This is a genomic window from Xanthomonas sp. NCPPB 3570, from assembly GCF_056725115.1.
This window is the reverse complement of sequence record NZ_CM161513.1, coordinates 1292900-1307248: the sequence shown is the minus strand read 5'-3', so window position 1 is coordinate 1307248 and position 14349 is coordinate 1292900. Positions and strand designations below refer to the sequence as shown.

The following is a 14349-nucleotide window of genomic DNA, read 5'->3' as shown; positions in this document are numbered from 1 at the left end:
ATGCTCATCACCGTCCTTGCCGCCCTGCTGTACCTGACCGCGACCGGCCTGCTGATCGCCGCGGTGGTGCGCGACCGGGTGGACCGCAGCCGGGCCTGGCTGCTGCCGGCGCTGCCGGCGGTGGCGCTGCACGCGGGCTATCACGTGCTGGTCGCCCTGCACACCGCCGGCGGCCCGGACATGCACTTCTTCGCCGCGCTGTCGCTGGTCAGCCTGGGCATGGCGCTGATGACCGCCCTGGTCGGCGCCAGCGGGCGCATGGCCGCGCTGGGCGTGGTGGTGTTCCCGCTGTCGGCGGCGCTGCTGCTGGCCTACCACGGCTACGGCCACGAGCCGGCGCCGGTGCTGGACTGGCGGCTGCAACTGCACGCCTGGCTGGCGCTGCTGGCCTACGCCACCCTGGGCATCGCCGCCCTGCTGGCGGTGATGCTGTGGCTGCAGGAACGCGCGCTGCGACGCCGCGACTTCCATCCCTGGCTGCGCGCGCTGCCGCCGCTGACCGCGCTGGAGACGCTGCTGTTCCGCACCATCGTGGTCGGCTTCATCCTGCTGACCCTGACCCTGCTGACCGGCGTGCTGTTCGTGCAGGATTTCCTGGCGCAGCGGCTGGTGCAAAAGACCGTGCTCAGCGTGCTGTCGTGGATCGTGTTCGGCGCGCTGCTGTTCGGCCGCTGGCGCTACGGCTGGCGCGGGGTCAAGGCGGTGCACTGGACCCTGGCGGCGATGGTGCTCCTGCTGCTGTCGTTCTTCGGCAGCAAGTTCGTGATCGAGCTGGTGCTGGGGCACGCGCAGTAGCGTCCCCATCTTCCCGTAGGAGCGGCTTCAGCCGCGACGGGTGAAGGCCCGGTCGCGGCTGAAGCCGCTCCTACGACGACGTCCCACGCATCAACCGCCGCCCTGCTCCGCCAGCGCCGCCTCCACCGCCGCCCACTCCGCGTCGCGGCCAACGTCGGCGAATTGGTACGCGATGCGGTGCCGATAGACCTGGCCGGGACGCAGGATGCAATCGGGAAAGCCCGGCTGGTTCGGCGCGTCCGGATAGCCCTGCGGCTCCAGGCAGATGCCGCGGCCCAGCGCCGGATGCTGCCGGTCCAGGCCCTGGCCCTCGTACAACTGCACCGCCGGCATCGGGCTGGCGATGCGCATGGCCACGCCGCTGTGTGGCGAATACAGCAGCGCGGTGCAATCGTGGCCGTCGGCCAGCACCAGGCAGTGGTCGTAGCCGGCGCTGAGCGACAGCTGTGGATCGGCGGCGATGTCCTTGTCGGCGATGGCCCGCGCCTGGCGGAAATCGAACGGCGTGCCGGCCACCGTGGCGACCTCGCCGCGCGGCAGCAGCGCCGCATCGCCGACCGGCAGGTAACGGTCGGCCGGCACCCGCAGCCACTGCGCCGCGGCGGGCACCGCGGCGTCGCCGGCCAGGTTGAAATAGGGATGATGGGTGAGATTGAGCGGGGTCGGCGCGTCGGTCTGCGCGACGAACTCGACGCTCAGGCAGCGGCCATCGACGCGGTAGGTCGCCTCTACCGCGACGTTCCCCGGGTAACCCTCCTCGCCCGCCGGCGAGTCGTAGCGCAACTGCAGCGTGCGCTCGGTCTGCGCCAGCACCGTCCACACCCGCCGGCCGAAACCCAGCGCGCCGCCGTGCAGGTGGTTGGCGCCCTCGTTGGCGGTGACCGCGTAGTGCCGGCCATCGATGGTGAAGGCCGAGCCGGCGATGCGGTTGCCGAAGCGGCCGACCAGCACGCCCAGGTAGGCCGGGTCGTGCAGGTAGTCCTGCAGCGTCGGCAGCCCCAGCACCAGCTCGGTCTCGCCATGCGCGCCGTGCAGGCGCAGGCTGCGCAGCAGGCCACCGTAGCTCAGCAGTTCGGCACGCAGGCCGTCGCCACTGTCCAGGACCACGCAGTGGATGGCGGTACCGTCGGGAAGATGACCGAAGAGCGAGGACATGCAGGAGCCTGTTCGGTGATGCGCATGCGCGGGGCCCGCAGCATAACCAGCGAGGACGCGGCGCGGCCATCGCTGCGCGAGCATCGGCCATGCGCTGTGCGATAGCGCACACACTCGCGGACCGGGCTGCGCGAGGGGCGGTGCCGCGTATTGCAATTCGGATATGGCGGCAGCGCATTCGGACATTGGTCCGCTCTGCGCGTCTCTTTTATGCTCGGGACAGGGGCAACCGGGGACAGGCGCGGAGCGACGCGTGCCGGGGTTGCGCCACCCGAATGCGGCATCGGTCTGGCGCCACGTCGTGGCCGCCTGCCGGCCGTCGCTTCCACGCGACGCTGGCGACAGCGCCGCCCTACCCGACAAGGAGTTCCCGATGCGTTCGCCCCGTTTCCTGAAGCAGCGTGCGGTGCAGTGGCGGCGGCTGCCGCTGATCGCCGCGACGCTCGGCCTGGCCCTGGCCGCCACGCTGGCCCAGGCCGCCGATGTCGAGGTGCGTGGCACCCTGCGTGCCGACCGCCCCGGCGCCGCGGTGTCGCGCCACCTGTTCGGGCAGTTCGCCGAGCACCTGGGCACCGGTATCTACGGTGGCGTCTGGGTCGGCCCGGACTCGAAGATCCCCAACACCCGCGGCTACCGCAACGACGTGGTCGCCGCGCTGAAGGCGCTGGATGTCCCCGACATCCGCTGGCCCGGCGGCTGCTTCGCCGACGAATACCACTGGCGCGACGGTATCGGTCCGCGCAGCCAGCGCCCGACCAGCGTCAACACCCACTGGGGCGGCGTGGAGGAACCCAACAGCTTCGGCACCCACGAGTTCATGGACTTCACCGAACTGCTCGGCACGCAAGCCTACGTGGCCGGCAACGTCGGCGACGCGGCGCCGGACGAGATGGCGCAGTGGGTGGAGTACATGACCGCGCCCACGCGCTCGACCCTGGCCGAGCAGCGCCGCCGCAACGGCCGCCAGGCGCCGTGGAAGGTGCCGTTCTTCGGCGTCGGCAACGAGCTGTGGGGCTGCGGCGGCAACATGCGCGCCGAATACGCCGCCGACGTGTTCCGCCGCTACCAGACCTTCGTCAAGGCGCCGGCCGACCAGAAGATCATGAAGATCGCACCCGGCCCCAGCGATGCCGACTATCACTGGACCGAGGTGATGATGCGCGAGGCCACCAAGTTCATGGATGGCCTCAGCCTGCACTACTACACCATCCCTGGCGGCTGGCCGCCGCGCGCCTCCTCCACCACCTTCGACGAGGCGGCCTGGATCGAGACGCTGTCGCGCACACTCCTGATGGACGAGCTGATCACCAAGCACAGCGCGATCATGGACAAGTACGACCCGGACAAGAAGGTCGCGCTGGTGGTCGACGAATGGGGCACCTGGTACAAGGGCCTGCCCGACGTGAACCCGGGTTTCCTGCGCCAGCAGAACACCTTGCGCGACGCACTGGTGGCCTCGCTCAACCTGGACATCTTCGTCCAGCATGCCGATCGCGTGCGCATGGCCAACATCGCGCAAATGGTCAACGTGCTGCAGGCGATGATCCTCACCGACGGCGACAGGATGCTGCTCACGCCGACCTACCACGTGTTCATGCTGTACAAGCCCTACCAGGACGCGACCGCGCTGCCGCTGCAGATCACGACACCGGACTACCGGCATGCCGGCTACACGGTGCCGGCGGTGCACGGCTCGGCGGTGCGGGCCAAGGACGGGCACGTGTACGTGGCGCTGACCAATCTGGACCCCAACCGCAGCGCCGACATCGCGGTGCAGGTCGACGGCGTGCAGGCACGCAGCATCGACGGGCAGATCCTGACCGCCCCGACCATCGACGCGCTCAACACTTTCGCCCAGCCGCAGGCGGTGCGCCCGGCCGCGTTCGCAGGCGCCCGCCTGCAAGGCGACACGCTGCAGGTGGCGCTGCCGGCCAAGGCAATCGTGATGCTGAAGCTGCAGTAGCCCCAGGCCGCTGTCGCGCTCCTAGCCCCTCTCCCTCCGGGAGAGGGGTTGGGTTGAGGGTAGGTGCGCGCGGGACATCCACTCCTCCCCCAACTTCATGCCGCCGCTCGCCAGCGCGCTAGGGAGACCTTCCCGCCACCGCTTCCCTCACCTCCCGCACAGTGAGGGGCGCATGCAGCCATCCACACGGCGCCCCAGTGTCTCCTACCAGAGGAATTTGGATTCCCGGCCGGCGTGACGCTCCGCGCGCCTAGTCCTCCGGATCGGTCAGCAGCGCGAACAGCGACTGCCCGTCCGGCGCGATCAGGTCGCTGACCGCCCAGCACCCGTTGCCGCGGCGCTGCAGCTCGATCTTGACCGACTGCGCCCGCGCGGCACGACCGCCGAGCGCCAAGCGGTAGTCCATGCGCACCTCCACCACGGTGGCCTGCGAACCACCCGAGACCAGGGTGAAGGTCGGCGCGCCCTGAATGTCGCCGTCCTGCGCGCTGGTCCACGGGTCGAAGTCCAGCCGGCACACGCCCTCGCGCGCCGCGCAGCGCTGGTCGGCCTGCAGCGCATGCGCAAAGGATGGCGTCAGCAAGCCGTCCAGGTTCTGCGGCTGCCAGTAGAAATCGCGCGCCTTGTACAGGCGCTCGGCTATCTGCAGCGGCGTCGCGCATGCCGGCGGCTGCGCCGCGGCGAGCGCCGGCGACAGGGCAAGCAGGGTCAGGAGGACAAGACGGCGATGCATGGGTGGCTCCGGCGATCGGGGCCGGCTATGAAGCCCGGATCGCGGCGCCAACGCAAGCGCGGACAAAAAAAGAGGAGCCGGCGAACCGGCTCCTCGTCCTCCTGCCGCATCGCCAGCAGGCGATCCGGCTCACGCAGCCTTGACCGGCGCATAGCCATCGAAGGTCATGCTCGCCGAGGCGCGCCCCTGGGTCAGCGAACGCAACGCGGTGGTATAGGCCTGCAGTTGCGCCAGCGGCGCCTGCGCGACCACCTCGGCACGGGAGCCGCGCTCTTCGATCGCCACGACGCGTCCCTCGCGCCGCTGCAGATCGCCGAGCACGTCACCGACGCTGCCCGCCGGCGTGTCGATCGCCACCGCCATCACCGGCTCCAGCAACTGCGTGCCGACCTGCGCCAGCGCCGCCTTCACCGCGTCCGATGCCGCGCGCTGGAACGCCAGGTCCGACGAATCCACCGCGTGCGCCTGGCCATCGACCAGCACCACCTCCACGCCGACCACCGGATGACCGAGCGGGCCTTGCGCCAGCGCCGCACGCGCCCCCTTCTCGGTGGCGGCAACGAAGGCCTTCGGCACCACCCCGCCACGGCTGCGGTCGACGAAGGTGATTGCACCGTCCGCACGCGGCAGCACATCCAGCACCACCTGCGCGAACTGGCCCTGGCCGCCGTTCTGCTTGGACAACCGCGCCGCCACGCCCAGCGCAGCCGTGCGCGGCGTTTCCTGGTAGGCCACGCGAGGTGCGCCGGTGCGCACGTCCACGTGCCACTCGCTGCGCAATCGCTCGACCATCACCTCCAGGTGCAGTTCGCCCATGCCCCAGATCACCGCTTCACCGGTCTGCGGATCGCTGTCGACGCGGAAGGACGGATCCTCCTGCGCCAACCGCGCCAGGCCCTGACCCAGCCGCACCAGCTCGGTCGCGTTGGCCGCGCCGAGGCGCCACGCCAGCACCGGCGGCTGTGTGCAGATGCGTTCCAGCACCCACCGCGCCTGCACGCCACTGAGCGTCTCACCGCTGACCGCGTCCTTCCAGCCGAGCACGGCAACGATCTCGCCGGCCTGGGCCTGCTCCACGTCGTGGGTGCGCTGCGCCTGCACCACCGCCAGCCGCCCGACCCGGCGCGGACGTCGCGTATGCGAGGTCCACACCGTGTCGCCGACGCGCAAGGTGCCCGAATACACGCGCACGAACGCCAGCGGCCCTTGCGCGGTATGCGCGAACTTGAACACCAGCGCCGCCAGCGGACCGGACGGATCCGGCGCCAGCAAGGTCGCGTGCCCGTCTTCGGCACCGGCATCGGTGTCCGCATCGGCGCGGGCGACGACCGGCGGGCGGTCCAGCGGCGACGGCAACCAGTCGACGATCGCGTCCAGCAACGGTTCGATGCCCTTGCCCTTGAACGCCGAGCCGGCCAGCACCGGCACGCCGGCGCCGGCCAGGGTGGCCCGGCGCAAGGCAGCGCGCAGCAGTTGGGCGTCGATCGCGCGTTCCTCGAGATAGGCCTGCGCCAGCGCCTCGTCGTGCTCGGCCACCGCGGCGATCAACTGCTCGCGTGCCTCCGCGAATGTGGCCTCCTCCTCGGTGCTCCAGGCGCGCGTGTGCAGTTGCCCCGCGTCGTCCCAGGTCAGCAGACGGCCGCCGACCAGATCGCTCCAGCCGTCGAAACCGGAGTCGCCGGGCAACGGCACGCCGACCGGCCACACCGTCGCGTCGAGCTTGCCGCGCAACTGCGCCAGCACGCCGTCGAACGAGGCGCCGGCGCGGTCCATCTTGTTGACGAAGGCGAGCATCGGCACGCCGTGGCGACGCGCCTGCCGCCACACGGTCTCCGACTGCGGCTGCACGCCGTCGACCGCGGAAAACACCGCGACCGCGCCGTCGAGCACGCGCAGCGAACGTTCCACCTCGATCGCGAAATCGATGTGCCCGGGGGTGTCGATCAGGGTCAGGCGATGCGCCGGCTGCCCGGCTGGCGCCCACTGCGCCTGTACCGCGGCCGCGCCGATGGTGATGCCGCGGGCGCGCTCGATGTCGGAGAAGTCGGTGGTGGCGGCGCCATCGTGGACTTCGCCGATGCGATGGATCGCGCCGGTGGCCCACAACAGGCGTTCGGTGAGAGTGGTCTTGCCGGCGTCGATGTGGGCGATGATGCCGAGATTGCGCCAGCGGGAAAGGGTGTGCGTGTTCATGAGATAGGTTCCGCATTGCCAACACTGGGGACGCCGCATGCCCCGGTTGGCGAGGCGGGCATGCGGCTAGGTTTCGGGTTCGGCGGCGTAGTGCATGGCACGTTCTCCTTGGCGTGTCGGAACGGTGGAACAGCGAAAAACAGGCAATAAAAAAGCACCCGTCGGGTGCTTGTCTGCGGCGGATCGGCGATAGCCGGCGTTAGCGCACGGCGTCGACCACTCCTTCAGGCAGGCGCACCCGGCCTGCGCTGACGCGCAGGGCGTTGGGCAATATCAGCAGCGGTGCGTGGGCCATGGCGGCAGGACGTTCTGGTGCGAATGAGGATGGAAAGTCTGAACCTGCGCGCGATCGAGGTCAATGCGCGCGCCGCAGCGCCACTGGAACGGTCGGGGGCGCTGCGTGGAACGACGGCATGGCGTCGCGTGACACGACCGCAGGCACGCCCTTGCATCGTTCCGCGGTGTCAGGTGGCCCAGATCTCGCCGAACACCCGCTCGAAGTTCAGCCCCAGCACCTTCTCGGCGACGCGGGCGCTATAGCCCTGGCGCAGCAGCGCATCGGCGACGCGTTCGAGCTTGCGCGGGGTATTGGCGTCGGGCAGGTAGGGCAAACGGTTCTCGCCCGGAGCGCCGATGCCGTCGCGACGGCGCTGCACCAGGTCTTCCTCGAAGGCGCGCCGGTCCTGCTCGGTGATCGGGAAGAACAGCGAATCGGTACCGATGCCGACATGGTCCTCGCCACACACGTCCAGGGCGTGCTGCAGATGGCGCATGTAGTCGGCCAGCTGCGGCTGGCGGCTGTCCTCGGTCAGGAACGGCAGCATGTACACGCCCATCACCCCGCCCTTGTCGGCCAGCGCGCGCAGTTCGGCGTCCTGCTTGTTGCGCGGATGCACGAACACCGCGGCGCAGCCGGCATGGGTGATGACCGGCGGGCGCTGCGACAGCGCAATGCCGTCGCGGGTGGTCTGCAGGTTGCAATGGCTGAGATCCAGTGCCACGCCGAGCCGGTTCATGCGCGCGATGGCGTCGCGGCCGAGCATGGTGACGCCGCCGGTGTCCCCATCCAGGCAGCCCACGCCGAAGGGCGTGGTGCGGTTGTAGGTCAGTTGCATGACCCGCACCCCGAGCTGGCGGAACAGGTCGATGCGCGCCGGCTTGTCCTCCAGCATCGCCGCCGACTCGAAGGAAAAAATCAACGCCACGCGGCCGTCGCGCTTGGCGAGGCGCAAGTCGGCCGGCTGCAGCACCTTCAGAAGTGCTGCGGATAGCGGTCGACCAGCGCCTGCGCGGCGGCGATGTCCTGCACGGCGGTCTCGAAGTCGCCGGCCGCACCGCCCAGCGTGGTCTTGAGCGCCGACACGCCGGAGTCGTGCAGTTGCTGCAGCAGTTGCGGCACATCCGGGCCGTCGAACACCTGCCCGATCGAGGCCAGGGCGTTGGCGTCGAGCACCAGCGCACGCCGATACAGCGCCTCGGCATCGCTCGCACTGGCAGCGCCTGCGATGGCGGTCCCAGGCAGCGAACCGGCTACCGCGCCTGCAGCAACGGCGCCCAGGCATTGTCGCCGCGTCCATCCCGTGCTCATCGCTTCATCCTCCGATGCGTCCTGCGGTGTCGGCCTGCGCGCCCAACAGGCATGCGCCGCGCGGCGCGCGAGGCACCATACCGCAAACGCGCCCCGCCCCACCACGTGACGCGGCGCGCGCATGGATTTCGCAGCGCCGGCCTCCTATCATCCGCCGACACTTCCAGGACGGCCGCCCATGACCACCCCGCAGATGTCGGTGTATTTCTTCCTGCAGGCGGCGGTGATCCTGCTGGTGTGCCGGCTGGTCGGCCTGCTGGCCAGGCGCCTGGGCCAGCCGCAGGTGGTCGGCGAGATGATCGCCGGCGTCGCGCTGGGCCCATCGCTGTTCGGTGCGCTGCTGCCGGACCTGCAGCAGGCGCTGTTTCCCAAGCCGACCCTGGACATGCTGTACGTGGCCGCGCAGTTCGGCGTCGGCCTGTACATGTTCCTGGTCGGCACCGATTTCCGTGGCGACCACTTCCGCACGCGCTACCGCAGCGCGATGGGCGTGTCGCTGGCCGGCATCGCCGTGCCGTTCGTGTTGGCGTTCGTGCTGGCGCCGTGGCTGCTGCACGTGCCGGGGCTGTTCTCGGCCAAGGCCAAGCTGCTGGAGGCCTCGCTGTTCCTGGGCGCGGCCATCGCCATCACCGCGTTCCCGATGCTGGCGCGGATCATCCACGAGCGCGGTCTCACCAACAGCCCGCTGGGCACCCTGGCGTTGACAGCCGGTGCGGTCGACGACGCCGCGGCCTGGTGCATCCTGGCGGTGGTGCTGGCCAGCTTCGGCGGCAGTTGGGGCAGCGCCTATCTGGCGATCGGCGGCGGCGTGGGCTACGCGCTGTTCATGCTGCTGGTCGGCCGCCACTGGCTACGCCGCCTGGCCGACCACGCGCGCCCCGACCAGCCGTTGAGCGCCGGCGTACTGGCGGTGGTGCTGATGCTGTTCTGCCTCAGCGCCTGGGCGATGGACGCGATCGGCATCCACGCGGTGTTCGGCGGCTTCCTGCTCGGCGCCTGCCTGCCCAAGGGCGCGCTGACCGAGAAGCTGCGCGAGCAGTTGCAACCGTTCGTGGTGGTGTTCCTGCTGCCGATGTTCTTCACCTTCTCCGGCCTCAAGACCGAGTTGAGCGTGCTGCTGGACCCGCAGATCCTGCTGGCCGCCGGCGCGGTCCTGCTGGCCTCGTTCCTGGGCAAGGGCATCGCCTGCTGGGCCGCGGCACGGATCAGCGGCGAGAACAACCGCAATGCGATGGCGATCGGCGCGCTGATGAACGCGCGTGGGCTGATGGAGCTGATCATCATCAACATCGGCCTGCAGGCCGGGGTGATCGAACAGGGGCTGTTCTCGATCCTGGTGCTGATGGCCATCACCTCCACGCTGATGGCCACGCCGCTGTTCAACTGGGTGATGCGCCGCGCGGGCGGCGATGCACTGCCGGCGGTGGCGGGCGGACGCCCCTGACGCCACGCAGGCGTTCGACGACGGCAGCGTCGATCGGCGTACACGCATGCGGGAAGAAACGCGCGGTCACAGCGGCGTCAGCCGCCACAGTCCATAGGGATTGGCGAACAGGTCGCCGGGCTGGAACTGGCTGCTCGCCTCGGCCTGGAGCCGGTAGCGCGGCGCGTCCGCCGCCACCGAGAAGGTGTGGCCGGCGCGCATATCCGGCGCTTCGTTGAACAGGTAGCAGGTGAAGGCGTGCAGCAGGCCGACCGGGTCGGGCGCCGCCTGCGCCGCGACGATCGCGTCCTTCATGCCGAACTGGTGCATGCCGCAGGAATGCACATGCTCGCCGGTGATGTTCAGTACATAGGCGCGATGGGCACTGCCTTGCGACAGAGTCATGCACAGCTGCCGCCAAGCGGCCGGGCTATGGGCGACGCCGCTGCTTTCGACCTTCACTCCCAGGCCGCCGGCATCCAGCACTGCCGCGGCCGCGCGCATCATCGCCTCCGCGCGCACCCGTGAGCCGCCAGCACCGATCAGGTAGACGACCGATGCGTGCGTGCCGATACGCGCCATGTCCGCGGAGCCGCGCCAGTGTGGTCCGGCGGCGGCGAACGCGTCGATCATGCGTGCGTCGTGCGGTTCGTATTGCAGTTCGCACGCCTGGCCGCTGTCCATGTGCATCAGCACCTGACCGGCGAACAGGTAGCCGCCGCTGTCCTGGACGATGCGCGCGAGCAGGTCGGCGCGATCCGGCCACGGGCCGGGAATGCAGAGCACGATCTTGGGGGGTTCGATCATGGTTCGCGGCTCCTTGCCGTCGGGGGAATCGCAGAGGCGCGTGCGTCACAGGCGTGCCGCCGCCGCGACGACGCGCCGGCCGTGACGGTTGCCACTCAGGTCAGCGCCGTCATCACGCCCTTGCGGTAGGCCGGGCGCTGCCGCAGACGCTGGTACCAGGCGTGCAGGTGCGGCAGCGCCGGGCGTTCGATCGGCATCTCGAACCAGGCATAGGCGAAGCTGCCCAGCGGAATGTCGCCCATCGCGAAGTGCTCGCCCGACAGCCACGGCTGCTGCGCCAGCGCGGCGTCGGCGGTGCGCAACAACGCGGCCGATTGGTCCAGCGCGGCAGCGATCCTGGCCGCATCGCGCTGTTCGGGCGCGGTGCGCAGCACGCCCCAGAACAGATCGCGGAAGGCACCGGCGAAGCGCGAGGTGGTCCAGTCCATCCATTTGTCGCCGTGCGCGCGCAGCACCGGATCCTGCGGGTACAGCGTGCCAGGCGCGTAGCGCGCGGCCAGGTAGCGCACGATGGCGTTGGATTCCCACAGCGCCAGGCCATCGTCCTCGATCGCCGGCACCAGGCCGTTGGGATTGAGCGCGCGATAGGCCGGTGCGTCGTTGCCGCCGAACGCGCCGCCGACCTCGATGGAGGTGTAGGCCAGGCCGATCTCCTCGGCGCACCACAGCACCTTGCGGACGTTGCTCGAGTTGTGGCGGCCCCAGATGGTCAGCATGTCGGCACTCCGCTTGCGGTTGCCGGATTCTACGCCGGCACACTGCGCCAGCGCCCAACGCGGCATGCGCCGCCGCGCCATCGCGGTCGGCGCGTGCGCGGCGCACCATTCCAGTTTGCGTATCGCGCGGTCGATTTACGTGATTGGTCGGCGCTGGACGGCTGCCCTATCCTGCCGCCAAGGCCTGGCAGACGCTGTTCCTGTGCCCAGCCGGACGCATCGATCCCTACCGACCTCCCGCCCATGCGCGCATTCGACCGTTCTCCCGCCTCGCGGCTGCTGGCCTGCTGCCTGGCCACCTGCGCCGGCACCGCGATCGCCGCCGATCGCCTCACCGTCGACCTGGGGCAGGACACCGGCCCGTTCCACGGCGGCGCGTCCGGCATTCTCTACGGCCTCTACGACGCGCGCCTGCCGTCCCCGAACCTGGTCGAGGGCATCGGCCTGCGCAGCGTGGCGACCAAGGCGCAGGACGGGCTGCAGCATCCCGGCGCCGATGCGCTGGAGGTGATCCGTTCCATCGCTAGCGGCTCCGGTGGCGATACCTACATCTACATGACCGATATCCACCGCGGTTTCCCCTATCGCTGGACGCAGGGCGACTGCGCGCAGTCGGTGGCGCATTATCTGGACGAGATCGCGCGCCAGGTCGAACAGGTCAAGGCGCTGCCCGCGCAGTACCGCCGGCACGTGGTGTTCGTGCCGTTCAACGAGCCCGAAGGCAACATGTTCGCCAAGGCCGCCGCGCCGGGACAGGCAGGTCCGGACAGTTGCAATGGCGTGGATTGGCGCAGCGACCCGAGCGCCTATTTCGACGCATGGGACCGTGCATGGCGACGCATCCGCGCCATCCTGCCAGACGCGCGCATCGCCGGCCCCAACACCAGCATCCTGTACGACCAGGACAAGGGTTTCCTGCACCATGCGCTGCGCGCGGGCACCCTGCCGGACGTGGTCACCTGGCACGAACTGACCAATCCCGCGTCGCTGACGCGCAGTGTGGCCCGCTTCCGCGGTTGGGAGCAGGAACTGTTCGCCGGCACCGCGCTGGCCGGCCGGCACCTGCCGATCAACATCGACGAATACGCGTTCAACTACCACACCTCGGTGCCGGGGCAGATCGTGCAGTGGGCGGCGGCGATCGAAGCGGCGAAGGTCGATGCCGATCTGGCGTACTGGAACATCGACGGCAACCTGAGCGACTCGGCCGTCCAGGCCAATCGCGGCAACGGCCAGTGGTGGCTGCTGAACGCCTATGCCGCGATGCGCGGCATGCGCACCGTGGCGGTCATGCCACCGCATCCCGGGCAGGACGACAGCCTGCAGGCCGTGGCCGCGTTCGACCCGCAGCAGACGCAGGCGCGGGTCCTGTTCGGCGGCGGCAGCGGGCCCGCCACGCTGTCCTTGACCCACGTTTCCCATGCCAGCTTCGGCGCGCAGGCCCGCGTGGTGGTGCACGAAATCCCCTGGACCGGACAGCTCGGCGACGCCGCTGCGCCGCGCCTGCTCGCGGACGTGCAGGTGCCGGTCGTCGCGGACGGCATCGATCTGCAGTTCGGCCACGGCGCGTTGCCGGCGCTGGCGGCCGAATCGGCCTACAGCGTGGTGGTCATGCCCGGCACGCACGGCGGCCCCGCGGGCACGCCGCCACTGCGCTGGCAGCGGCAGTACGAAGCCGAGGACGCCGCGCACCACGGCAGCGGCTACGAACGTCGCGGCCCGGAAGGCTCGCCGCAGGCGCTCGATCGCTTCTTCACCTCCGGCCGCTATGCCGTCGGCGGATTCGCCAGCGCGCGCGACGTGCGCCTGGACTTCCCCATCGAGGTGCCGCAGGACGGCGTGTACGATCTGCGCATCCTCGCCAACAGCTTCAATCAGGATCCGCTGGTCGCAGCGCTCGGCCCGACCAATGTCTTCGTGCGCATCGACGGGGACGCGGCCAGCGAACGCGAGGTGATGCTGCCGCTCGGCTACAAGCCGGTGGTGTGGGACCACGCCGATCTGCGCATCGCCCTGCGCGCGGGCCGCCATGTGCTTAGCATCGCCAGCGCGAGCGCGGACCGGCGCCGGCATACGCACGGCAATGCGCTGATCGATCGCATCGGCCTGTCCTTGCCCGACCCCACCAGCGACACGCAGGTCTACGAAGCCGAACTCGCCAGACTGGACGGCGGCGCGCAGGCGCGCTACGACCGCGACGACGTCTCCGGCGCCGGCGCGGTGGCGCTGCCGGCCGGCGCCACCGCCACCTTCTGGGTGTACGCGCCGCAGGCGGGATTGACGCCGCTGTCGCTGGATCTGGCCACGCCCGGCGCGCTGTCGCTCGCCGTCAACGGCCATCCGCTGCAGGCACCTGCGCAGCGCGTGTTCCTGATGGGCGGGATCAACAAGATCGTGGTCGGCGGCAGCGCCGAGCGCCCGCTGCTGGATCGCCTGCGTGTAGGCCCCGGTGCCGTGCTCGGCCCGCGCTACGAAGCCGAACAGGCGACGCTCGCCGGCAGCACGCAGCGCACCAAGGCCACGCTCGCCAGCGGCGGCGAGGCGGTCACCGGCATCGGCGGCGAGCCCGGCAACGGCAATACGCTCGCCTTCGACTCGGTCGCGGTCGCATGCACCGGTTCGTACATGCTCACCCTGCGCTACGCCAACGACGAGCAGTCGAAGGCGAGCCATTACAACCCCGATCCGCTGGCGCGCATCGGGCGCATCCGCGTCAACGGGGCGCCGCCGATACTGGCGAGCTTCCCGCACAGCTTCCACCGCAACAACTGGTGGGAACTGAGCGTACCAGTCGAACTGCACGCCGGGCGCAATCGCATCCAGATCTCCGGCGAAGAGGTGCCGGACGCCGACGGCATCCACTACATCTCGCAGCGCGCGCCCGACATCCTGCTGCGCTCGCGGTACGCACCGGACATCGACTGGATCGCGGTCACCCCGCTGCAGGACGACACCGCGGCGTTGGCGCCCCGCTAG

At 70.2% G+C, this 14349-nt stretch carries 11 protein-coding genes; 4 read left to right on the top strand and 7 right to left on the bottom strand.

Annotation, left to right across the window (positions count from 1 at the left end):
• Positions 1 to 795 carry a cytochrome C assembly family protein gene (locus AC1PLR_RS05865; protein WP_481102960.1) on the top strand — a complete coding sequence of 265 codons (795 nt, stop codon included), beginning with the start codon at positions 1 to 3 and terminating at the stop codon, positions 793 to 795.
• Between the two features lie 90 nt (positions 796 to 885).
• Here AC1PLR_RS05865 and AC1PLR_RS05860 read toward each other — a convergent pair whose 3' ends face one another.
• A complete protein-coding gene (locus tag AC1PLR_RS05860) occupies positions 886 to 1950 on the bottom strand; it encodes an aldose epimerase family protein (protein ID WP_481102959.1) in 1065 nt (354 codons plus the stop codon).
• A gap of 406 nt (positions 1951 to 2356) precedes the next feature.
• On the opposite strand from AC1PLR_RS05860, the gene AC1PLR_RS05855 reads away from it, so the two are divergent.
• Positions 2357 to 3913: an alpha-N-arabinofuranosidase gene (locus AC1PLR_RS05855; RefSeq protein ID WP_481103537.1), complete on the top strand. Its 1557-nt coding sequence runs from the start codon at positions 2357 to 2359 to the stop codon at positions 3911 to 3913.
• 250 nt (positions 3914 to 4163) lie between these two features.
• Here AC1PLR_RS05855 and AC1PLR_RS05850 read toward each other — a convergent pair whose 3' ends face one another.
• The 4 genes from AC1PLR_RS05850 to AC1PLR_RS05835 all read right to left on the bottom strand — a co-directional run bounded on the left by AC1PLR_RS05850 (position 4164) and on the right by AC1PLR_RS05835 (position 8427).
• Positions 4164 to 4646, bottom strand: coding sequence for a hypothetical protein (locus AC1PLR_RS05850; RefSeq protein ID WP_481102958.1), 483 nt, complete (start codon positions 4644 to 4646; stop codon positions 4164 to 4166).
• Positions 4647 to 4775: 129 nt separating this feature from the next.
• Positions 4776 to 6839 carry an elongation factor G gene (gene fusA / locus AC1PLR_RS05845; RefSeq protein WP_481102957.1) on the bottom strand — a complete coding sequence of 688 codons (2064 nt, stop codon included), beginning with the start codon at positions 6837 to 6839 and terminating at the stop codon, positions 4776 to 4778.
• A gap of 464 nt (positions 6840 to 7303) precedes the next feature.
• Positions 7304 to 8089, bottom strand: a complete 786-nt coding sequence (locus AC1PLR_RS05840; protein WP_481102956.1) for a dipeptidase — start codon at positions 8087 to 8089, stop codon at positions 7304 to 7306.
• Between the two features lie 2 nt (positions 8090 to 8091).
• Positions 8092 to 8427 (bottom strand): hypothetical protein, encoded by a 336-nt coding sequence (locus AC1PLR_RS05835; RefSeq protein WP_481102955.1) that lies wholly within the window; start codon positions 8425 to 8427, stop codon positions 8092 to 8094.
• Positions 8428 to 8605: 178 nt separating this feature from the next.
• On the opposite strand from AC1PLR_RS05835, the gene AC1PLR_RS05830 reads away from it, so the two are divergent.
• Complete coding sequence (locus AC1PLR_RS05830; RefSeq protein WP_481102954.1) at positions 8606 to 9871, top strand: cation:proton antiporter; 1266 nt, start codon at positions 8606 to 8608, stop codon at positions 9869 to 9871.
• A gap of 66 nt (positions 9872 to 9937) precedes the next feature.
• On the opposite strand, the gene AC1PLR_RS05825 is transcribed toward AC1PLR_RS05830, so the two are convergent.
• Positions 9938 to 10657 carry a hypothetical protein gene (locus AC1PLR_RS05825; RefSeq protein WP_481102953.1) on the bottom strand — a complete coding sequence of 240 codons (720 nt, stop codon included), beginning with the start codon at positions 10655 to 10657 and terminating at the stop codon, positions 9938 to 9940.
• A gap of 95 nt (positions 10658 to 10752) precedes the next feature.
• Positions 10753 to 11373: a glutathione S-transferase family protein gene (locus AC1PLR_RS05820; protein WP_481102952.1), complete on the bottom strand. Its 621-nt coding sequence runs from the start codon at positions 11371 to 11373 to the stop codon at positions 10753 to 10755.
• 243 nt (positions 11374 to 11616) lie between these two features.
• Here AC1PLR_RS05820 and AC1PLR_RS05815 point away from each other — a divergent pair, with 243 nt between their 5' ends.
• Positions 11617 to 14349, top strand: a complete 2733-nt coding sequence (locus AC1PLR_RS05815) for a cellulosome protein (protein ID WP_481102951.1) — start codon at positions 11617 to 11619, stop codon at positions 14347 to 14349.

Bases quoted from the DNA above. Each gene is read 5' to 3' on its own strand.
- AC1PLR_RS05865 (WP_481102960.1), top strand. From the start codon at position 1: ATGCTCATCACCGTCCTTGCCGCCCTGCTGTACCTGACCGCGACCGGC.
- AC1PLR_RS05860 (WP_481102959.1), bottom strand. From the start codon at position 1,950: ATGTCCTCGCTCTTCGGTCATCTTCCCGACGGTACCGCCATCCACTGC.
- AC1PLR_RS05850 (WP_481102958.1), bottom strand. From the start codon at position 4,646: ATGCATCGCCGTCTTGTCCTCCTGACCCTGCTTGCCCTGTCGCCGGCG.
- fusA (WP_481102957.1), bottom strand. From the start codon at position 6,839: ATGAACACGCACACCCTTTCCCGCTGGCGCAATCTCGGCATCATCGCC.
- AC1PLR_RS05835 (WP_481102955.1), bottom strand. From the start codon at position 8,427: ATGAGCACGGGATGGACGCGGCGACAATGCCTGGGCGCCGTTGCTGCA.
- AC1PLR_RS05830 (WP_481102954.1), top strand. From the start codon at position 8,606: ATGACCACCCCGCAGATGTCGGTGTATTTCTTCCTGCAGGCGGCGGTG.
- AC1PLR_RS05825 (WP_481102953.1), bottom strand. From the start codon at position 10,657: ATGATCGAACCCCCCAAGATCGTGCTCTGCATTCCCGGCCCGTGGCCG.
- AC1PLR_RS05820 (WP_481102952.1), bottom strand. From the start codon at position 11,373: ATGCTGACCATCTGGGGCCGCCACAACTCGAGCAACGTCCGCAAGGTG.
- AC1PLR_RS05815 (WP_481102951.1), top strand. From the start codon at position 11,617: ATGCGCGCATTCGACCGTTCTCCCGCCTCGCGGCTGCTGGCCTGCTGC.